The organism is Flavobacterium sp. 5, from assembly GCF_002813295.1.
Lineage (GTDB): Bacteria > Bacteroidota > Bacteroidia > Flavobacteriales > Flavobacteriaceae > Flavobacterium.
Map to the genome: position 1 here is coordinate 4,883,024 of NZ_PHUE01000001.1, position 22,450 is coordinate 4,905,473.

The 22,450-nt window shown below is 31.4% G+C and carries 19 protein-coding genes; 5 read left to right on the forward strand and 14 right to left on the reverse strand.

Annotated elements, in window-relative coordinates; translation table 11 throughout:
- The first annotated feature begins 1 nt into the window (after position 1).
- Together CLU82_RS20390 and CLU82_RS20395 are read left to right on the forward strand one after the other, a co-directional pair.
- Positions 2 to 1,042: a formimidoylglutamase gene (locus CLU82_RS20390; RefSeq protein WP_100844832.1), complete on the forward strand. Its 1,041-nt coding sequence runs from the start codon at positions 2 to 4 to the stop codon at positions 1,040 to 1,042.
- A 110-nt stretch (positions 1,043 to 1,152) separates the two neighbouring features.
- Positions 1,153 to 2,403 carry a DEAD/DEAH box helicase gene (locus CLU82_RS20395; RefSeq protein ID WP_100844833.1) on the forward strand — a complete coding sequence of 417 codons (1,251 nt, stop codon included), beginning with the start codon at positions 1,153 to 1,155 and terminating at the stop codon, positions 2,401 to 2,403.
- Between the two features lie 79 nt (positions 2,404 to 2,482).
- Here CLU82_RS20395 and CLU82_RS20400 read toward each other — a convergent pair whose 3' ends face one another.
- The 3 genes from CLU82_RS20400 to aroC all read right to left on the reverse strand — a co-directional run bounded on the left by CLU82_RS20400 (position 2,483) and on the right by aroC (position 7,339).
- Positions 2,483 to 4,384: a response regulator gene (locus CLU82_RS20400; RefSeq protein WP_232735285.1), complete on the reverse strand. Its 1,902-nt coding sequence runs from the start codon at positions 4,382 to 4,384 to the stop codon at positions 2,483 to 2,485.
- A 501-nt stretch (positions 4,385 to 4,885) separates the two neighbouring features.
- Positions 4,886 to 6,151 carry a dicarboxylate/amino acid:cation symporter gene (locus tag CLU82_RS20405; protein WP_100844835.1) on the reverse strand — a complete coding sequence of 422 codons (1,266 nt, stop codon included), beginning with the start codon at positions 6,149 to 6,151 and terminating at the stop codon, positions 4,886 to 4,888.
- A gap of 126 nt (positions 6,152 to 6,277) precedes the next feature.
- Entirely contained in the window at positions 6,278 to 7,339 is a 1,062-nt protein-coding gene (aroC, locus tag CLU82_RS20410; protein ID WP_100844836.1) for a chorismate synthase, read from the reverse strand.
- Positions 7,340 to 7,643: 304 nt separating this feature from the next.
- Between aroC and CLU82_RS20415 the strand changes: the two genes are divergently transcribed.
- Positions 7,644 to 8,144, forward strand: coding sequence for a hypothetical protein (locus CLU82_RS20415; RefSeq protein ID WP_100844837.1), 501 nt, complete (start codon positions 7,644 to 7,646; stop codon positions 8,142 to 8,144).
- A gap of 62 nt (positions 8,145 to 8,206) precedes the next feature.
- On the opposite strand, the gene bshA is transcribed toward CLU82_RS20415, so the two are convergent.
- The 7 genes from bshA to CLU82_RS20450 form a co-directional block, all read right to left on the reverse strand.
- Entirely contained in the window at positions 8,207 to 9,340 is a 1,134-nt protein-coding gene (gene bshA / locus CLU82_RS20420) for an N-acetyl-alpha-D-glucosaminyl L-malate synthase BshA (RefSeq protein WP_100844838.1), read from the reverse strand.
- 741 nt (positions 9,341 to 10,081) lie between these two features.
- Entirely contained in the window at positions 10,082 to 10,696 is a 615-nt protein-coding gene (locus CLU82_RS20425; RefSeq protein WP_100844839.1) for a phosphatase PAP2 family protein, read from the reverse strand.
- An 18-nt stretch (positions 10,697 to 10,714) separates the two neighbouring features.
- Complete coding sequence (locus CLU82_RS20430; protein WP_100844840.1) at positions 10,715 to 11,197, reverse strand: ABC transporter ATPase; 483 nt, start codon at positions 11,195 to 11,197, stop codon at positions 10,715 to 10,717.
- 52 nt (positions 11,198 to 11,249) lie between these two features.
- The gene (locus tag CLU82_RS20435; RefSeq protein WP_100844841.1) at positions 11,250 to 12,041 is read right to left on the reverse strand and encodes a (Fe-S)-binding protein; all 792 of its coding nucleotides are present in this window, start codon (positions 12,039 to 12,041) and stop codon (positions 11,250 to 11,252) included.
- A gap of 73 nt (positions 12,042 to 12,114) precedes the next feature.
- Positions 12,115 to 13,449 carry a (Fe-S)-binding protein gene (locus tag CLU82_RS20440; protein WP_100844842.1) on the reverse strand — a complete coding sequence of 445 codons (1,335 nt, stop codon included), beginning with the start codon at positions 13,447 to 13,449 and terminating at the stop codon, positions 12,115 to 12,117.
- Positions 13,450 to 13,453: 4 nt separating this feature from the next.
- A complete protein-coding gene (locus CLU82_RS20445; protein ID WP_100844843.1) occupies positions 13,454 to 14,413 on the reverse strand; it encodes an MlaD family protein in 960 nt (319 codons plus the stop codon).
- Between the two features lie 49 nt (positions 14,414 to 14,462).
- Positions 14,463 to 15,620: an N-acetylmuramoyl-L-alanine amidase gene (locus tag CLU82_RS20450; protein ID WP_100844844.1), complete on the reverse strand. Its 1,158-nt coding sequence runs from the start codon at positions 15,618 to 15,620 to the stop codon at positions 14,463 to 14,465.
- A gap of 206 nt (positions 15,621 to 15,826) precedes the next feature.
- Here CLU82_RS20450 and CLU82_RS20455 point away from each other — a divergent pair, with 206 nt between their 5' ends.
- Complete coding sequence (locus CLU82_RS20455; protein WP_232735286.1) at positions 15,827 to 18,424, forward strand: putative LPS assembly protein LptD; 2,598 nt, start codon at positions 15,827 to 15,829, stop codon at positions 18,422 to 18,424.
- A gap of 51 nt (positions 18,425 to 18,475) precedes the next feature.
- Positions 18,476 to 18,856 carry a RidA family protein gene (locus CLU82_RS20460; protein ID WP_100845101.1) on the forward strand — a complete coding sequence of 127 codons (381 nt, stop codon included), beginning with the start codon at positions 18,476 to 18,478 and terminating at the stop codon, positions 18,854 to 18,856.
- Here the strand turns inward: CLU82_RS20460 and CLU82_RS20465 are convergent.
- The 4 genes from CLU82_RS20465 to pfkA all read right to left on the reverse strand — a co-directional run bounded on the left by CLU82_RS20465 (position 18,837) and on the right by pfkA (position 22,236).
- The gene (locus CLU82_RS20465; protein ID WP_100844846.1) at positions 18,837 to 19,211 is read right to left on the reverse strand and encodes a methylglyoxal synthase; all 375 of its coding nucleotides are present in this window, start codon (positions 19,209 to 19,211) and stop codon (positions 18,837 to 18,839) included. The genes CLU82_RS20460 and CLU82_RS20465 overlap by 20 nt on opposite strands.
- Positions 19,212 to 19,214: 3 nt before the next feature.
- Positions 19,215 to 20,066 (reverse strand): N-acetylglucosamine kinase, encoded by an 852-nt coding sequence (locus CLU82_RS20470; protein WP_100844847.1) that lies wholly within the window; start codon positions 20,064 to 20,066, stop codon positions 19,215 to 19,217.
- A gap of 127 nt (positions 20,067 to 20,193) precedes the next feature.
- Positions 20,194 to 21,198, reverse strand: coding sequence for a type I glyceraldehyde-3-phosphate dehydrogenase (gap, locus tag CLU82_RS20475; RefSeq protein ID WP_100844848.1), 1,005 nt, complete (start codon positions 21,196 to 21,198; stop codon positions 20,194 to 20,196).
- Between the two features lie 51 nt (positions 21,199 to 21,249).
- Complete coding sequence (gene pfkA, locus CLU82_RS20480; protein ID WP_100844849.1) at positions 21,250 to 22,236, reverse strand: 6-phosphofructokinase; 987 nt, start codon at positions 22,234 to 22,236, stop codon at positions 21,250 to 21,252.
- Positions 22,237 to 22,450: the final 214 nt, after the last annotated feature.

Consider the following 22,450-nt stretch of genomic DNA (forward strand, 5'->3'; position numbering starts at 1 on the left):
TATGGAAAAGCTTATCATATTCAGTATTAACGACCTAGCTAAAATCACCAATCATAGAAGTGGTGAAATTAAATTTGGCGAGAAAATACTTGTTGTTCCCAAAGATACCGACCCATTCGATTTTATAAAAAACAGTGAAGCAAAATTCGTTTTATTTGGAATCCCAGAAGACATCGGAGTTCGAGCCAATTACGGGAGACCTGGAGCGGCATCAGCATGGCAAAGTGCTATAAAAAGTATAGCTAATATTCAACACAATCGTTTTTCAAAAGGGAATCAAATCATTGTTTTAGGACATCTTAATGTTCAACAAGAAATGAAAGAAGTAGAACATCTCGATTTTAATGATATCGATGATCGTTCTAAACTAAGCCAATTAGTTGAAAAAATTGATAAAGAAGTATCTCATATTATATGCAAAATCATTCAATCGGGTAAAATCCCAATAGTTATTGGTGGTGGACATAACAACTCTTATGGAAACATAAAAGGAGCAGCTTTAGCAAAAGGAAAAGCCATAAATGCTATCAATTTTGATGCTCATTCAGATTTTAGAATCTTAGAAGGTCGCCACAGTGGAAATGGCTTTTCATATGCTTTCGAAGAAGGTTTTCTGAAAAAATATTTCATTTTTGGTCTTCATGAAAATTACACTTCAAAAAGTGTATTGGATATTATAAAAAAAATTGAAGATCGTGTACGATACAATACTTATGACAGCGTTAATATTAGAAAAGAAAAAGTTTTTTCTGAAGAAATGCTCGCTGCTCTAGATTTTATCAAAAATGATCCTTATGGAATCGAAATTGATTTAGATGCCATTCCAAATATAGCAAGTAGTGCGATGACTTTAAGCGGATTTTCAATCGAAGAGCTTCGTCAATTTGTTTCTTTTTTTGCTAAAAATAAGAATGCAGCCTATTTACATATTTGTGAAGGAGCTCCAGATTTAGGAGAAGATAAAAACAATCATTTAATTGGTAAACTCATTGGTTATTTAGTAACTGATTTTATGAAATCACATAACTCTATTGCAACATAAATTGCGAAACATTACTTACTTAAATTCAAAATAATTTTCATCCAAAATAATAACACTATCTTTGCGGCCTTATCTATGTACTAAATACAAGATATTTTAATATCAAAAATATGTTATTCGAAGATTTATCACTTTCAAAAAGTATACAAAGAGCCGTATTTGAAGAAGGCTATACACAAGCAACACCTATTCAGGAACAATCGATACCAATTGTGTTGGCTGGAAAAGATTTGATTGGTTGTGCTCAAACAGGAACTGGAAAAACCGCAGCTTTTGCAATCCCAATTATTCATCAATTGCATCGAATAGTAGGTTCAACAAAAAAAGCAAAAGTCATTCGCGCACTTGTTGTCACTCCTACAAGAGAATTAGCGGTTCAAATTGGACAAAGTTTTGACACTTATGGCAAATACACCAATTTGACTCAATTGACACTTTTTGGTGGTGTTTCTCAAAATCCACAAGTTGACGCTTTAAAAAACGGTGTAGATATTGTAATAGCAACACCAGGGCGATTATTAGACTTACACAAGCAAGGTTTTATAGATTTAAACCATTTACATACTTTAGTATTAGATGAGGCAGATCAGATGCTTGATATGGGTTTTGTTAATGATGTCAAAAAAATTGTTAAACTGACTCCAAAAAATAGACAAACACTTTTCTTCTCTGCAACTATGCCAATAGCTATAAGAGAATTAGCCGAAATGTTTCTTACCGATCCAGAAACTGTAACTGTTTCCCCTGTTTCTTCTACAGCAGAAAATGTTGAGCAACGTGTTTATTTTGTTGAAAAAACCGAAAAAAGAAACCTGCTTTATCATCTGATAAAAAATGAAAATTTATCAAATGTTCTAGTATTTTCGAGAACAAAACATGGAGCAGATAATGTGGTAAAAGCGTTAAGAAAGAAAGATATTCCTGCCGAAGCAATTCACGGTGATAAATCACAAAATGCAAGACAGCGTGTTTTAGACGCGTTTAAAAACAAAGAAGTTGGAGTCCTTGTAGCTACTGATATTGCTGCCCGTGGTATAGACATCGACCAACTGCCTTTCGTCATTAATTTTGATTTGCCTAATATTCCAGAAACATACGTGCATCGTATTGGAAGAACTGGTCGTGCTGGAAATGGCGGAATTGCAATTTCATTTTGCAGTAAAGATGAAAAGGATTATTGGAAAGACATTCAAAAACTTATAAAAGTGAATGTTGAAACCATAGATAATCATCCTTATCCATGGCATTCTGGCAATCCAACTTCAGATAGTAATCCTCCAAAAAATTCAAATAGAAGCGGAGGCGCACATAAATCTAGAAAATCGGATGCATCAAAGCAAAATAAAAAACGCTGGTATTAAAAAAATCAGTTAAGCATCTAAATTTATAAAACCATCTTTTAAACCTATTTTAAAAGATGGTTCTTTTTTAGGATCATAATTAAACAACTACTTTAGTTTTTAAAATAAGACAATTAATAATTTTAAATAGCTGTACTGACTCAAATGGTTTTACAATAATATCGTTTATCCCTACCATTATTGCCTCATCTGTTATTTCGTTTTTATCAAAAGCTGTTAATGCAATAATTGGAGTGTCAATTCCTTCCATCCTTATCCTTCTTGATGTTTCAAATCCATTGATTAGAGGCATATTGATATCCATTAAAATAATATCAAATACTTCATTTTTTAAAATTTCTAAAGCCTTAAATCCATCATCTACTACAATGCAAGAATAATTGTTTTTTTCAATAATTTTTTTGGTTATCAATTGATTGATGTGATTATCTTCAACCACAAGGACTTTAAATATTTGACTAGAAGTTAAATCCACTTGTATGTTATTTATAATTTCATTTATTTTTAAATTATTACACTCAAAATCAATACAAAAAGTAAAAACAGTGCCTTTTCCTAATTCACTTTCGACTACAATATCACTACCAAAAAGTTCCAATAATCTTTTTACTATAGACAATCCCAAACCAGTACCTTGGTAATCGAGTTCTTTCCTTCCTACTTGAACAAATTTATCAAAAATTTTATCTTGATCTAAAGATGCTATACCTATTCCGTTATCTTGTATTTTAATTTCAATAGAATGAACTTCCTCTTTCAAAGTTATTTGTCTAGCTATTATATCAACCTTCCCATTTTTTGTAAACTTCAAAGCATTACTAACCAAATTCATTAAAACTTGAGCAAATCGAAGTTTATCACCGATTAAACTTTCAGGGATTAATGGATCAACATCAATATATATTTTGTTATTATTTTTTTTAGCAATGAACGATAATGAATTTTTTATCATATTAAATTCATCTGTCAAATTAAATGTCATTCTATCTAAAATGATTTTATTCTCCTCAATTTTATTGATTTGCAAAATATCATTCACTAATGATAACAAATAACGAGCAGAAAATTTTAAAGAATTTAAATGTGGGCTTTTAGCGAGTTCTTTATGTTCTTCTAACAGTAGATCAGCAATACCAACAACTCCGTACAGCGGCGTCCTTAATTCATGGCTTATTGTAGAAACAAATTGTGTTTTCAATAATGCTGATTCTTCTGCTTTTTTATTAGCAACAATCAACTCTTCATTGGCAACCAATAAATCTGCATTTGATTTTAATCTAAATCTATTATTCTTAATTAATGAGTTAAGAAAAAGTAACAAAACAAAAATAGCAATAATGAAAAGTAAAACTATTATCCTAGTTTTTTTTAAGCTTTGATATTGCAAATCTCTTTCAGTTTCAATTTTATCAACAGTACGCTTATATTCGTCCAGCTCAATATTAATACCTTCAATATTTGCTTTTTCTAATTTTTCTTCGGCATAAATTTCATCATTAAGTCGTGTGTAAATTTCTAAATTTTCATAAGCTTTTTTATAATCTTTCTGTTTTAGTAACAATTTAGAATATTCCAAATGCGAATAAGAAAGATCCGATTTTTCATTTAGCTTATTTCCTAGTCGAATAGCTTCTTTAAAATAAAAATCAGCTTTTGCATCTTCATTTTTAAAATTATAGTACATACCATTAAGCATATCAAGTACAACTATAACAAAATCATTTTTATTCTTTTTATAATATGAATTAATAATTTTTAAACTTTCTTCTCCTTCTTTATAATTACCAATGTCAAAAAGTGCCCAAGTTAAATTGAGATTCGTAAAAGCAATTTGGGAAGAATCGGAAATTTTTTTGCTGTATTCAATCGCTTTTCTATAATACTGAATTCCTTCATCGTACTTCTTTTTTTCAAAACAAAACATATTCCCCAGGTTGTTATTCACCCTTTGCTTTATAGTATCGTTTTGAGTTAAATTCACATAAACTAAAGCTTTTTCGTAGTAAAAAATAGCTTTATCAAACTCTGCCAAAGCATTAAAATTTGCAGCAACATTATTATAATTTTCTGCAATAAGAACATTATTTTTTATAGATATTGCTTTACGTAAAGCCAATCTTGAAATCAATAATGATTTTTCAAAATCTCCAGATTCTCTAAGTTTTGTAGCTGATCCTATTAATTTATTAATTTCCTTTTTAGTTGGCAATTGAGTTTGCCCAATTATACTTGTTCCTAAAAAATTAAACCAAAACACAATTAATAAAACTATCCTTATTTGGGGCATAATAGACATTGTTTTTTCAAATGTACATCAAAATATATCATTTTATAACATTTTTATTAGGAATATTCAAAACTTAAACAATTATTTTAAAAACAAAAAAGCAGTCACTTAAAAAAAGTAACTGCTATCTATTTTGTATTCTTAAACTTCAATTTTTAGGATGTTTACCTAAATTAAAAAATTTTTATTCGATATTTAAATGTTTTCTTTTTCATCTTCCCATTTACCCACTACAGATGTTGCTAAGGCATTTCCTAAAACGTTTGTCGCACTTCTAAACATATCACAAAAATGATCTATAGGCAATATTAAAGCAATACCTTCAATAGGAATTTTAAACATACCACATGTTGCGGCTACAACCACCAAACTAGCCCTGGGAACTCCCGCAATACCTTTACTAGTTAACATTAAAACAAAAAGCATTGTAAATTGGGTTGGATAATCCAGATGGATTCCATAAGCTTGTGCAATAAAAATACCTGCAAAAGTCATATACATCATACTTCCGTCAAGATTAAACGAATATCCTAATGGCAACATAAAAGAAACTATTTTATCTTTTACTCCAAATCGCTCCAATTCTTCAGTAAGTTTTGGAAAAACTGCTTCAGAACTTGTAGTTCCAAAAGCTATAATCAATGGACTTACTATATGTCTTAACAATGTTTTCATTCTATTTCCTAGGAAAAGGAACCCAATAGCAATCAATACAATCCAAAGTGTACTAATACCAATAAGAAACGAACCGAAAAATTTGAAATAGGTGATAGCTAATTCTTGAAAGTCACGAACAGCAAATACTCCTGCAATTGCACCAAAAACACCAATTGGCGCAAATTTCATGACGTAGTTCACCATTTTTAAAACGATATGTGAAGTTCTGTCTAAAAAATCAATAACAGGTTTCGCGTTATCTCCCATTGAAGCTGCCGCCAATCCAAAAAATATGGAAAAAATAACAATTTGCAAAATTTCGTTGGTAGCCATTGCCTCAAAAATACTTTTGGGTACAATATGCTCTATAAAATTTTCAAAAGATAAACTTTGAGTTTTTGCAGTTACATCTGAAGCAGTAGCTAAATCAACATGAGACAAATTTAACCCAATACCTGGCTGCAATAAATTCACATATAACATTCCAATTAATAATGAGACAAAAGAAGCAGTAAAAAACCAAGCTAAAGCTTTCCCCCCTATCCTACCAACTGCTTTTATATCACCTAATTTTGCAATTCCAACTACCAAAGTAGTAAAAACCAAAGGTGCAATAATCATTTGCACAAGTCTAATAAAAATAGTAGCTAACATTTTTATTTTGGCACTAAATTCTTGAGTAATTTCTACAGCTACTGAGTTGTGAATGATAACACCTAATACGGCTCCTAAGAGCATTGCAACAAGAATCTGACCAGTTAGTCCTTTAAAAAAAGGTGTTTTTTTGGTTTCAATTGTAGTCATTTAATTAATTTCAAGGTTAATTTTCAATATTTAGCTCGTCAAAATACTGAATATATTCTTCTTCAAAAAAACATTATTTTCATAACGTTATCAGAAGCAATATTTGTTTTTTGAAATTATTTTCAATTACAAATATGTTTTATTTAAAAGAAAGAAATCGGCCAAAACAATAGCTGCCATAGCTTCTACAATAGGAACTGCACGAGGAACAACACATGGATCGTGACGTCCTTTTCCAACCATTTCGGTGATATTTCCTTTATTATCTAAAGACTCTTGTTTTTGCATTATAGTAGCTACTGGTTTGAAAGCTACTCTAAAATAAATATCCATTCCATTACTTATACCTCCTTGAATTCCTCCAGAAAGATTGGTTTGAGTAGTTCCATCAGAATTATATAAATCATTGTGTTCACTACCTTTCATTTTTACACCTTCAAATCCGCTTCCAAATTCAAAACCTTTTACAGCATTAATAGACAACATTGCTTTTCCTAATTCAGCATGTAATTTATCGAATACAGGTTCACCTAATCCGATTGGCACATTTTGGATTACACAAGTAACTGTCCCTCCAACAGTATCACCTTCTTTACGAATTTGACGAATATATTCTTCCATGATTATGGCAGATTCTTCATCTGGGCAACGTACTGGATTACTTTCTATTTTAGAAAAGTCTAATTCCTGATAAGGCTTTTCAAGAAAAATAGGTCCAACTGAAGAAACATATGCATTGAACTTTATTTCAGGAAGCATTTGTTTTGCAATAGCACCAGCTACTACTCTACTTGCTGTTTCACGTGCTGAACTTCGTCCACCACCTCTATAATCACGAAAACCATATTTTTTGTCATACACATAATCGGCATGACTTGGTCTGTAATTATCTTTAATATGTGAATAATCATCTGATTTTTGATTGGTATTTGGAATAATAAAACCAATTGGCGTACCTGTAGTTTTACCTTCAAAAATTCCAGATAAAAACTGTACATCATCTGGTTCTTTACGTTGGGTAACTATTGCAGATTGACCTGGTTTTCTTCGCGACATTTCAAATTGAATTGCATCCAAATCTAGTTGAATTCCTGATGGACAACCATCAATAATTCCACCCAATGCTTCTCCATGCGATTCTCCAAAAGTGGTTACTCTATATAGTGTTCCGTAGCTATTTCCTGCCATTGTATAAAAATTTTACGCAAATGTAAGTTTTATGCATTAAACTAAAAATTATAAATTAGTAATATTTCACATTAATTACATTCAATATCTTTATAAATCCAATGGTTTTCAGAGGTAGTTTATAGTAAACTCTTAAATTAACAAATATTCCTTTATATCAAATAATTTCAATTTTTAAAGCAAATCAATTATTTATTTTATCAAACAAAAAAATCAACCAATTGATTTAAAAATAATTAACATTGTTTTTCTATTTTTTGTAACTTTAAAAATCCAATATGGATAACCCCTTTAGAATAGGCATATGAAAAAAAACTACTATTGCTTATATTTATTATTTGGTATCATCTTTTCTAGTCAAGCACAGGAAAACACTTTAAAAAATGCGATTGGGCTTCGATTTGGAAACAATCATGGCCTTGGCATTGAAGTTTCGTATCAGAACAAACTATCTCTAAAAAACAGATTAGAACTTGATTTTGGTTGGACAAATGATAACCATACTGATGCTTTAAAAATATCTGGAATTTACCAATGGTATTGGAATTTTGAAAAGGAAGTAGATTGGTATGCAGGTTTTGGTGGAGGATTAGGATCTTGGAATACCGATAACAATTATATGAACAGCTATGGAAATGATAATGGTATTTTTTATGTAATCAACGGTGATGTTGGTATTGAATATAACTTTAAAGAAATTCCTATTCAATTAGCTATAGATCTAAGACCTGAATATGTCTTTAATAATTATGAGAGAAATGATTTTGGAATTAACTTTGGTTTAAGCATTCGGTACAAATTCTAAAATAAAAAATCCATCTCTATCAATAAAATAGGATGGATTTTTTATTAATTATATTGAATTACTTATTTGTATTTATTAATCGCTTTATGATATAAATCCTCATAGATTGGTAAAATATTTTTTATATCAAATTGTTCAGCAACATGCAACGCATTCTTTTTAAACTCATTAAGAACGCTGTCTTCTTTTAAAATTTTCAATGCATTTTCAGCCATTTCATTTACGTTACCAACATCACTCAAATAACCTGAAACGCCATCACTATTTACTTCAGGTAAACCTCCCGAATTACTTGATATTACGGGAACTCCACATGCCATAGCTTCGAGTGCTGCCAAACCAAAACTTTCGGTTTCTGAAGGCAAAAGAAACAAATCGGTAAGACACAAAATTCGGTCAATTTCATTGCTATTACCAAAGAATATTACCTTGTCCTGAATACCATATTTTCTGCACAACTTCTCTGCTTTCTCTTTTTCAGGTCCATCTCCTACCATCATTAATTTGGCTGGAATTTCTTTTTGAATCTTATAAAAAATCTTAATAATATCTGGAATTCGCTTTACTTTTCGAAAATTACTAATATGCGTAATTATTCTTTCATTATCGTTGGCCATTACTGAACGTCTACAAGGAACAGTCGGATCATAATCATTTTTATTTAATTCAATAAAATTAGGAATAACCTGAATTTGATTTTTTATATTGAATAATTTCAACGTATCATCTTTTAGACTTTGAGAAACTGAAGTCACATAATCTGATTTGTTTATACTAAATGTCACCGCTGGTTTATAAAAAGGATGATTCCCTACCAAAGTAATATCTGTCCCATGCAGAGTTGTCACCATTGGAATATCAATTCCTTCATCTTTTAGCATTTGTTTCGCCATATAACCTGCATATGCGTGTGGGATAGCATAATGTACGTGCAAAACTTCAATTTTGTACAATTTAACCATATCCACCAATTTACTGGACAAAGCCAATTCGTAAGGCTGAAAATGAAAAAGAGGGTATTCAGGAACTATTACTTCGTGATAATGAACATTTGGATTAAGTAATGCCAAACGTACTGGTTGACTATAGGTAATAAAATGAATTTCATGGCCTCTTCTAGCTAACTCCAAACCTAATTCTGTTGCAACTACTCCACTTCCGCCAAAAGTAGGATAACAAACAATTGCTATTTTCATATATATATTTGATTGTTTTTATTGATCATATTTAATTTGCAAATCACTATAAATATTACTACTATATTTAGGTTATGCACTTTTTATATATGATTTTAAAGTCTAACGAAAGTAAGGAGATTAGCTGGGGTTTATTATGAAAAAAAAGTTAAATTTTAACATTTTTAAGGTTAGGTCAAATGTTGTGTAATATGGTTCAATTGTATCGGACTATTTTCAAATTTAATTGACTGCATGCGTTATCACTTCGGACTAGAATGCAATTTAGTGATAGAATTCTACGAATAACCCCAAATTTGACGTTCCAGACGTCAAGTTTGGGGTCATTAACGCCAACTATGGGGTTCCAGACGCCATATTTGACGTTCCTGACATCAAATTTGGGGTTATACAACGTCAATTATGGGGTTCCAGGCGTCAAATTTAGGGTTCCGAACGCCATATTTGACGTCTGCAGCGTCAACTATGGGGTCCTGAGGGCATACGTATCATTATTGGGAATAAATACTATTGATGCAGCCTTAAAAATCTATTTATTTTAAAACATACATCGTTTACTTCCTAATCTTTTTTTTGCGTGTGGGATTGAAGTAGAGCTCTTTTTATATTTGTCGATTTTTCTTCGCCGAATATAAAAAAGCAGGAACGGAAAGCCCGACCCGACCTTTTTGGGAGGGTCACGCCTAAATAAACTTTTTAAAACTAATGAAGTGAATTGAAATTGATGAAGTTAAAAATAATTTATTCCCAAAGCTTTTTTTGATGTGGTGCTCTTTTTTTATTAATCCATTTATTCAATTTGTAGCATAAAAAAGCAGATCCACTACCTACGATCGCACCTGCCAAAACATCGGTAGGATAATGAACTCCGAGATACATTCGGGAATACCCTACTGCACCTGCCCACAAAAAAGAAGGTGCAATAACATACCATTTAGGATATGCCATGCTTAATGATGTAGCCGTTGCAAAAGCTGCAGAAGTATGTCCGGAAGGAAAGGAATAACTCGACTCATTAGTAACATTATCAATTTCTGGATAGGTTACATAGGGTCTATCTCGCTTAATACTGTTTTTTAATACAAGAGTAATAAATGCAGAAGCAGCCAATGTTTCTCCAACAAAGACTGCTTTTTTTTTGGTAGTACTGTCTTTTTCTATCAATCCGACAGCATATATAATAACTGGAGTTCCGATACTAATAGCAAAAGTACTATTGGTCACCCCTTTCATAAGAGGTTCTATGTTTGTATTTCTATTGAGATTGATTTTTTCTAAAAGATCAATATCTGAATTTTGAGCATTTGAAATTGAAAAACAAAACAGGAATAAAAAAAGACAAATAATTTTAGACATCTTTTGTTTTTGATTCGGTTAAAAAAAACGACTATGCCAGCTATCTAAAGCAGGTACCTCCCAAGATTCATTAAATTCTTCGATATTGTTTACCAAATTATTGAAGACAATTGTGTTTTCGGTAACGGCTTTATCTTTGACCATTTTCTTGAAGTCAATCAATGGTTTGTGTGCAATGTGATCTCCAAGTTTGAAGGTTACATTCATTTTATCCAATAAATCTACATTGTATTTTTTTTCTAAGCTTTGGATAAATTCTACTGAAGAATCAATAGAACACCCCGTTGCTGCTTGAATTTCTTGGTTAACTGCTAAAATAATAAAACGATTGTATTTTAACAAATAAGAACATTCAAGGCTAGTTCCGTGTGCGGCCCATTCGTTAAGAAAGGATTGCAAATCTGTTTCGATTTCAGAAAACTCGGCATCCGAAAATTTTCTATTCGATTGATAAATCCAAATTTTAGATTCTCCGGGTAAATTTTCAAAAGGAACGTACATATTAATTATGAATTATGAGTTATTAATTATGAATTTAAAATTCGTAATTGATTTATATATCTTGGGCATTTGCTATTAATTCTGCTATATCCATTACTTTAACATCACCTTCTCTTTCTTTATTTTTAACACCGTCAGTCAACATGGTGTTACAAAAAGGACAACCTGCAGCAATAATATGTGGTTTTGTTTCTAGAGCATCTTCAGTTCTTTCTACATTGATTTCTTTGTTTCCAGGTTCAGCATCTTTAAACATCTGTGCTCCGCCAGCTCCACAACACAAACCATTTGCTTTTGAGCGTTTCATTTCAACCAATTCTGCATCCAATTTTTGAATTAAATCTCTTGGTGCTTCATAAACATTATTGGCTCTACCTAAATAACAAGGATCGTGAAAAGCAATTCTCTTTCCTTTAAACTGACCTCCTTCAATCGTTAATCTTCCTGAATCTAATAATGATTTAAGGAATTCTGTATGATGAACAACTTCATAATGACCACCCAATTCTGGATATTCATTTTTTAAAGTATTAAAGCAATGTGGACAAGCAGTAACTATTTTCTTTGCTTCGTAAGCGTTTAGCACTTCGATATTCATCATGGCTTGCATCTGAAACAAAAACTCATTTCCTGCTCTTTTAGCCGGATCTCCAGTACAACTTTCTTCGGTACCAAGAACAGCAAAAGATACATTAGCACGATTCAAGATTTGAACAAATGCTTTGGTTATTTTCTTAGCTCTATCGTCAAAACTTCCTGCACAACCTACCCAGAATAAAACTTCCGGTTGTTTTCCTTGAGCAAGCATCTCTGCCATTGTTGGCACTATTAAACTTTCTGACATATTCTTTATATTATTTTCTGCAAAAAGATTAAGTCCCTATTTGCAAGTATTTTATATTCTATTTTAAAACAGATTAATTTTCGTTTTTCCAATTTAAACGATCTTGTTGACTGTATTGCCAAGGAGCTCCATTGTTCTCAATATTAGTCATCATAGCATTTATAGGCATTGGAGCAGCGCTTTTCTCCATTACTAGATAACGTCTCATATCCATAATAATAGAAAGTGGACTAATATTTACAGGACATTCTTCAACACATGCATTACAAGAAGTACAAGCCCACAACTCCTCTGGAGTAATATAATCATTCAATAGGGTTTTGTTATCTGGAATAAAAACACCTTTGTTAGCGTCTATGTTTCTACCAACTTCTTCTATCCTATCTCTAGTATCCATCATAATTTTACGAGGAGACAATAATTTACCTGTTTGATTGGCTGGACAAGAAGAGGTACAACGACCACATTCTGTACAAGTATAAGCATTCAATAATTGAACCCAATTTAAATCCTGAATATCACTAGCGCCAAACTTACTTGGAGTTGCATTTTCCGAAACTGGTGCTGCCGCAAATGGATCAGCATTTGGATCCATCATTAATTTTACTTCAGCAGTCACAGAAGCTAAATTATCAAATTGTCCTTGCGGATTCAAATTAGCAAAATAAGTATTTGGGAAAGCTAATAAAATATGAAGGTGTTTTGAAAAATATAAATAATTCATAAAAACCAAGATTCCAACAATGTGTAACCACCAAAAACCTTCGTTAAGTAACATCACCAACTCATTTGACATTCCATTAAAAGCAGGAGCTATAAATTGACTTACTGGAAAAGAACCCGCTTTTATAAAATGAGAGAATCCTCCAGGAATATTTTGTAGATGTAAATCAGAAGCATTCATTAATAAAAACAGAGTCATCAGAAACATCTCAAAATACAAGATATAATTGGCATCACTTTTAGGAAAACCTTTTAAATCCGGGTTAAAAAAACGTTTTAATTTGACAATATTTCTTCTTATCCAAAAAACAGAAACTGCTACAAGAACCAAAAGTGCTAATATTTCAAAAGAACCGATAAGGACATCATAAATTACTCCAATAGGAGCAAAAATTCTATGAGTTCCAAATAAACCATCAATGATAATTTCTAATAATTCAATATTGATAATAATAAAACCAACATAAACTATAATATGGAGTATTCCGGCAACAGGACGTTTTACCATTTTCGATTGCCCAAGTGCAATCATAGCCATATTTCTCCATCTAGCTTTTGCATTATCAGTTCGATTTACAGCAATACCAAGATTAATATTTCTGATTATTTTTTTGATATTTAAATAAAAATATCCAAATCCAATAATCAATACAATGGCAAATAAAACATTACTAAGATAGGTCATGAAACTAGTTTTTTACGTTTGTTATAGAATCTTTTGGAGCAACGTATGGTTTGTTCTTTTTACCAAAAACAGAAACATTTACATATCTGGTTGGATTCAATCTCACATCTTGTAAAAGTAATTCTAACTCTCTTGAAGTTTTTGCTAAATTTTGATACAAAGCATCATCATTCATTAATTTCCCCATAGTTCCTTTACCAGATTCTATACCTTTCATTATACCATCAACTTTACTCAAAGTTGCATTTAAATTTTTGACTGTCTGACCTAAGTCAGCTTTATTTAATGAATCAGATATTTTTACAAAATTATCAGAAACTTTATTAAAATTAGTAACTACACCTTTCAGTTGTCCTTTATTTTCTTCTAAAATCACATTTGCATTCGCAGCTACTTTATGAAATTGTTCCATAGTAGCACTAAGTTCAGCTAAACTCTTTTTCAAATCAGCTTTTCCTTTGGCGTCTAGAACTTCATTAAAACTAACAACTAATTGATCTGCACTAGACATTAACTTTTCGACTTTAGCCATAGCTGGAGAAACTTTATCACCTAATGAGTCTACCAAACTTACTTCAATAACTCCTTTTAGATAATCTCCACTCTCCGCAATATTTTTATCAGCATAATTTGGATGAATTGCCAATTGCTTTCCTCCAATTAAACTTGCATCATAAATTACTGCTGTACTAGATTTAGAAATTGGAAAATCAGTATTAATTTGCAATTGAACCAAAAGAGTACCTTTCTCGGTTAGTGTTATAGATTTTACTTTACCAATAATTAGCCCGTTGATAGTTACAGGAGCTGAAGGAGCCAATCCTTCTACGTTTTCATATTCGGCGTAAAAAAATTTATAACTATTAAAAAGGTCGTTCCCTTTTAAATAACTGTATCCCCAAATGAATAATAAAATTGATGTTATAACTAAAATAGCTGTCTTTATTTCTCTTGTAATTTTCAAAATTTTGTTTTTTAATGGGTAAATTTAATATAAAATATTTGAACTAAAATTATTTGATGGCTTCTTGAATGCTTATTTTTTTACCATTTCTAAATGCGATCAAAAAAGCTGAATCATATCCTTTTGACTTTACATCTTTTAATTGATTTTTAGCTTCCTCATAGTCAGCGATTTCTCCGTATAGATATTTATAAATTTTATCTTCATATATTACAGACACATTTTTTAATCCTTTGAAATTTTGTGGTTTCAAGGCTAGTTTCTTTTTACTGGCAGAAAGTTGAATTTTATAAATAGAACCTAAAGTATCTTTTTTAATAATGGTCTTATTTGTTTCTGGAGTTTGAGAACTTTTTATGGGAGTTTCAGAATCTTTTACAGGATTTTCTTTAAGTATTTGTGAAGGTTTTTCTCCAAAAGTTTCTGCACCTCCATCTCCAAAATATTCATTTTTATAACTTATGATAGCATCAGCAATTGCTTTGGCAATATCATTTTGCCCTTGTTCTGAATTTAGTAATTCACCTTCAACAGTATTAGAAACAAATCCAGTTTCAATTAAAACCCTCGGCATATATGCTTTATGTAATACCATATAAGGAGCTTGTTTAACACCGCCATGACGCAATTTTTTTCCTAATAAAGCAAAAGCATCTTCTACTTTACTCGCTAATGAAATACTATTTTCCAAGTATTCCTCTTGCATCAAAGTCATACCAATCATTGTTTCGGGAGAATTAGGATCAAATCCTTCGTACTTTTGTTTATAATCTTTTTCTAAAGTAATTACTGCATTTTCTTTTTTTGCAGCCTCCAAATTTGAAGCCACTTTGGTCATCCCCATAACGTAGGTTTCAGTACCATCTGCAGCTAAATTTTTATTTGCATTACAATGTATAGATACAAAAACATGAGAATCTGCTCTATTGGCTATATTGGCTCGTTCCACTAAATCTATAAAAACATCAGTCTTTCTTGTATAAATAACATCTATTTTAGGATAAGATTCCAAAATTTTACCAACTTTCAATGCAATGGCTAAAGCGATATTTTTTTCGATCCTACCACTATAAACAGCCCCAAAATCATGAGCGCCATGACCTGCATCTAAAGTAACTTTAAAATTATTGGATTGTCCATAAGTATCGACCATCGACATCACTATTAAAAACGTGAATACAATTTTTATTTTTTTCGATATATGCATCTAATAGTTAATTTAATTAAAAGACTTCACTTATAAATTTATGATTTGATTATTTTTGCCAAAAAAATATAGTAATTTTGGCACACGAATACTTGAGTCTTCATTTTACAAAAATAGCATTTAAACCTTTGCATACAAACTTATTTAATATCGTTTTACTATCATTTTTCCTATCTATAGGTTGTTCTAATTTATATTCACAAGATATGAAAAAGAAACAAACGACTATTTCATCTAAGAAACAAGAAGTTAAGAAACCTGTCGAGGAAGCTAAGAATACTACACCTTCGACTGAATCACCTACTGACACTGTCAAATTAGACACGATTAAAGTTAAAAAAGTTTTTCTAAACGGGAAAGTAAATTACAAAGCCGCAAGCTATGCTAAAATTGAGCAAAAGAAAAAACTTATTACATTATACGATAAAGCGGAGTTATATTACCAAGATGTTGAGTTAAAATCGGGTATCATAGTCTTGGATTATGAAAAAAATGAAGTTTATGCTGGTCGAATAAAAGATTCACTAGGAAATTACACTCAATTTCCTAATTTCAAACAAGGCTCCAATGAAATTCAGCCAGATTCCATTCGTTTCAATTTTAAAACAAAAAAAGCTTTAATTTGGAATTCCAGAACTACTCAAGGCGAGTTTAACGTAAAAGCTGCTATAACTAAAAAAGAAAATGACTCTGTTTACTTTCTTAAAGGCGCAAGATTTACAACTGCAAAAGACGTAGACAATCCAGAATATTATTTTCAAACCAACAAAATAAAATTTATTCCAGGAAAAAAAATAGTTACTGGCTCCACTTATATGGTAATTGGAGGCGTACCAACACCAATATACCTACCATTTGCCTATTTTCCACTTTCAAAAGAAACTAGTGTCTCTGGTATTATTTTACCATCCTATAATGACTCTAATACCAAAGGTTTCTCACTTCAAAACGGAGGATATTATTTTGCTCTAAGTGATCATTATAATTTAACTGTTGTGGGAGATTATTATACTAATGGAAGTTATGCATTAGGAATGCAATCATCATATGCTAATAGATACCATTATCAAGGAAATGTAAATATTAGATTCGAAAATAATATTATTAGTGAAAGAGGATATCCTGATTATTCTAAGACAAGAATCTATAATATTCAATGGTCACATTCACAAGACTCAAAAGCGAACCCTAATTCAACTTTTTCTGCTTCAGTGAATTTAGGAAGTAGTGAATATTTCAAGCAAACTATCAATCAAGTCAACGTAGGATCTTCATTAAACAATACACTGAGTTCATCTGTATCATACAGTACCGTATTTCATTCGGTACCAGAAAGCAGAATTTCACTCACAGCAACACATTCACAAAACACAAACACAAAAGAAATCAATATGACCCTTCCTACGTTACAATTTAGCGTAGATAGAGTTTATCCTTTTGCAGTAAACGATGGAGCAAAAAAAGGTTTTATCAAAAACATCAACTTGCAATATAGCTTAAATGGGAAAAACAGCTTTGTAACAACTGATTCATTGTTTTTTAAACCCGAAATGTTTCGTAATGCAGATATTGGATTTCAACACGCCATCCCTTTAAGTACCAATTTTAAAGTTTTTAAATATTTTAGTGTTTCAACATCTTTAAACTACAATGAAGTTTGGGCTTTTAAAACGATAGAAAAACACTACGACAGCCAATTAGCGACGGTAGTTACAACCGATGTAAAAGGTTTCGATGCGTTTAGAACTTATTCTTCTTCAACAAGTATTGGTACTACAATTTATGGAACTTTTAATTTTGGTGATGACAAAAAAATAAAATCAATAAGACACGTAATGAGACCTGCAATTTCACATAGTTACACCCCTAGCTTTGAGAAATACTACGACACGTATGCCACCGATGGTAGTGGAGGTATGAGAAAAGATTACACCCGATTTGAAGGTGGTATGTATGGTGCTCCAGGATTGAATAGCTCAAACTCTATTGGCTTCAATATTAGCAATACTTTTGAAGCTAAAGTTGCGGATAAAGATACCACCAAAACGGAAGCAAAAAAAATAATGCTATTAAACAATTTAAACTTATCAACTAGTTATAATGCTGATGCAAAAACATTAGCTTGGGCTCCTCTAAGAATAAGCGGTGGAACACAGTTCTTTGATAATAAATTGAATGCAAATTTCGGAACCACTTTAGACCCATATGCGATTGATAATTCTGGAACTAGGATTAACACTTTCAACATCAATAATGGTGGTAGTCTTTTTAGAATGACGAGTGCCAATTTGACTATGAATTATTCTCTTTCTAGCAGAGGTGAAAAAGACAAAAAGAAAGATTCTCAAGCTACAAGGAATGGAGGTCGTGAAGATGATTTATTTGGCTCTGATATTGATACTGGTAGTTATCGAAAAAACAGTCAGTTTACTGATAATGACGAAGAAGGCGAAGACGTAGTTACAGAATTCTTTAAATCTAAATTACCTTGGGATATGACTTTTGCTTATTCCTTAACATACGGTAACAACAATAGAGAGAAAAAAATCACAGGAAATTCCATTATGATTTCTGCTAATACTGATTTAACTCCTAAATGGAAAGCTGGTATTTCTACTGGATATGATTTTGTTCAGAACGGAGTAACCTTTACTCAATTACGCTTCGAAAGAGATTTAATGAGCTGGAGAATGGATTTTAACTGGACACCATTTGGCACAAATGCAACTTGGAATTTTTACATTGGAATCAAATCTGGAGTACTTAGTGATATCAAATGGGAAAAAAGAAATCAATCCTTCTAATTTTTACAATTCTTGATATTGGATAGACAATAATAATAAAAAATGCAAATTATGAAAACAATAATCTATACTGAAAAAGCACCGGCACCAATTGGGCCATACAATCAAGCCGTTTTAACAGGGAACACATTATACACATCTGGCCAAATTGCACTAAATCCAGTAACAATGGAATTAGTTATAGATAATATTGAATCCGAAACTAAACAAGTGATGGAAAATATGAAAGCGGTTCTTGATGCTGCAGGAATGACTTTTGAAAACGTAGTCAAAACCACTATTTTCATAATGAACATGAATGATTTTGGAAGCATTAATTCTGTTTACGGATCTTATTTTAACGAAAAAACCGCTCCAGCTCGTGAAACGGTTCAAGTGGCTTGTTTGCCAAAAAATGTAAATGTAGAAATATCTATGATAGCGATCCTATAGCATTAATCAATAATTGTGCTGTTGCCTCATTTGTAGCCAACGGCACATTATGAACATCGCAAACACGAATAAGCATATTAACATCCGCTTCATGTGGATGACTTGAAAGAGGGTCTTTGAAAAACAAAACCATTTGAGTTTTACCTTCGGCAACTCTTCCTGCAATTTGCGCATCACCACCTAACGGTCCTGACAACATTCTTCTAGTTTTAAAACCTGCTTCTTCTGCTCTACCTCCAGTAGTTCCTGTTGCAATAAACTGTATATTTTCTTGCTGTAAAACTTCACGGTTTTTAATTAAAAATTTTACTATATCTTCTTTTTTACCGTCATGAGCAATAATAGCTATCTCCATACCTTAACTATTTGCAACATGATAAGCAATTAAACCATCAATTGGCCTTCTTAAAACATTCCCCAATTGTAGTTCATATTTTTCAAAGATCTCAGCTAATTCCTCTTTTAAATAAAAAGCGATTGAACCCACAAAATGTACTGGTACTTCTTTACAATTTTCAAATTGTCTAATATAATTTTTAATGAATGATTTCATTGCTTTAAAAATTATCTTACGACAAAATTCATGCTCTTTATGTTGGATTAAAAACTTCGCGAAAGTCGCTAGATAAGCATTTGGATTTGGCTCTTTATATAATTTATTTTTAATATGATCAGGGCTCAAATCATACTCTTTTTCAAATACTTCAGCCAATTCTTTTGGCATTTTATTAAAGTAGTATTTTCTAATTAACTCTTTTCCAAAAACGTTACCACTACAATCATCCATTGCGATATAACCCAAAGATTGTACTTTTTGTTCAAGAACTTTACCGTCAAAATAACTACAATTTGAACCAGTACCAAGAATACCAACAATTGCACTTTCTCCTTTTGGAGTAGTAGCAAAAACAGCAGCATAAGTATCTTCTTCAACAACAACTATTGCATTCGAAAAATAATCTCTAAAAATTTCAGATAACATTTTTTTCATCCTATCTGTTCCACAACCAGCACCATAAAAAAACAAGTGTGTTGCTGTACTTTTATTTTGTAATATATCAAAACGGTCGTTTAAGCGATCTACAATTTCATCACCGTTAAGAATTTCTGGATTTAAACCTAATGTTTGTGTGGTAAACATAACTTTCCCATTATCATCTATTGCAATCCAATCTGCTTTAGTAGAACCACTGTCAACTATTAATTTCATATTGTTTTTGGTTTATTGGTTATGATTTTTTGCGTCTTAACTATATATTTTATAAATATTTAATAAAGAAACAAAATAACAAGATCCCATTAATTTGAATTAATGGGATCTTGTAAAATTATAAATATTATTTTAAAGCAGAAATATGAACAGCTAAATCAATTAATTTGCTTGAATATCCATACTCATTATCATACCAAGATACCAATTTAAAGAAAGTTGAATTTAATCCAATTCCAGCAGTAGCATCAATGATTGAAGTTCTTTTGTCAGAAATAAAATCTTGAGATACAACTGCATCTTCAGTATATCCTAAAATACCTTTCATTGTAGTTTCTGAAGCTTTTTTCAAAACAGCCATAATTTCTTCGTAAGAAGTTTCTTTAGCCACTTTTACAGTTAAATCAACAGTAGAAACGTCAGCAGTAGGAACACGGAAAGCCATACCAGTTAATTTTCCATTCAAATCAGGAATAACTTTTCCAACCGCTTTTGCAGCTCCAGTAGATGAAGGAATAATGTTTATACTTGCAGCACGTCCACCTCTCCAGTCTTTTCTAGAAGGTCCATCAGCTGTCATTTGAGTTGAAGTTGTAGCGTGAACTGTTGTCATTAAAGCTTCAACAATTCCAAAATTATCGTGAATAACTTTAGCTAAAGGTGCTAAACAGTTTGTAGTACAAGAAGCATTAGAAACTACTAAATCAGAAGCTTTTGCAGTTTCGTGATTTACTCCCATTACAAACATTGGAGCATCTGCAGAAGGAGCAGAAATAATTACTTTTTTAGCACCACCTTTAATGTGCTCATTTGCAGTTTCAATAGTTGTAAAAATACCAGTACATTCAGCAACTACATCAACATCAACTTCATTCCATTTTAAGTCAGCAGGATTTCTTTCAGCAGTAATACGAATATTTCTTCCGTTTACAAAAAGTTTTCCTTCTTTTACTTCAACAGTTCCATCAAAACGACCGTGAACTGAATCATATTTTAACAAATAAGCTAAATGATCTACATCTAATAAGTCATTGATTGCAACTACTTCTATATTATCTCTATTGAAAGATTCTCTAAAAACAATTCTTCCAATTCTACCAAATCCGTTTATTCCTAATTTTACTTTTGACATTGTATTTAATTTAAATTATTTTTTATTTTATTCTCTTTTCTTTTTTTTATTCTAAATCGACATAATGTCTGAAACTCGAAGTAATTCTCTATCAATTTCAGTATGTCCTTTAATAGCTTGTTCTAAAGGGGTAAGTGTAATTTTATCAGCTAATAAACCAACCATATAATTAGATGTACCTTCCAACAAACTTTCAACAGCTTTTACTCCTAAACGACTAGCTAAAACTCTATCAAAACATGATGGAGCACCACCACGCTGCATATGACCTAATACAGATACACGTACATCATATTCTGGAAAATTACCCTCAACATAATCTTTTAATTCAAAAACTGTTTTACCAATTTTATCCCCTTCGGCAATTACAACTATACTTGATGATTTTCCTGCTGCTTTACTTTTTCTCAAAGAGTCTAATAAGCGTTCTAATCCTAGATCCTCTTCTGGAATAAGAATTTCTTCAGCCCCTGCTCCAATACCCGCATTCAATGCGATATGACCTGCGTCACGTCCCATCACTTCAATAAGAAATAATCTATTATGAGAACTTGCTGTATCACGAATTTTATCAATTACATCAACAACTGTATTTAGAGCGGTATCATAGCCCAAAGTATGGCTTGTACCAAATATATCATTATCAATAGTTCCTGGAATTCCCATCACAGGAAAATTATATTCAGAATTAAATAATAATGCTCCTGTAAAAGAACCATCTCCACCTATTACAACTAAAGCATCAATACCAGCTTTTACAAGGTTTTTATGAGCTTTCTCACGTCCCTCAGGAGTTTTAAAATCCATTGAACGTGCTGATTTTAAAATAGTCCCACCTTTATTTACAATGTTATTTACACTTCGGGGTCCCATTTCTTTAAAATCCCCTTCAATCATTCCTTGATAGCCTCTATAAATACCAACACATCCAATGTTATGAAAAGCACATGTTCGTACAACAGAACGAATAGCGGCATTCATTCCCGGAGAGTCTCCTCCAGAGGTAAGTACACCTATCTTTTTTATTGTTTTTGACATTTTTTTAAGTATTAAAGTGTAAATTTAGCAAATATCCAAGATATTTTAGGGGTGCTTTCTAACATTTTAATAAAATATCTGAAATTCAAACGTTTTCGTTGATAAGTTTTTAAAATCAAAAAAAGCATGGAATTTATTTCCATTTTTAATCTTCATTTCTTCTTGTAAGATTAATTTTTCAGACAATGATTCACCCTGAAGACAATGATTCACC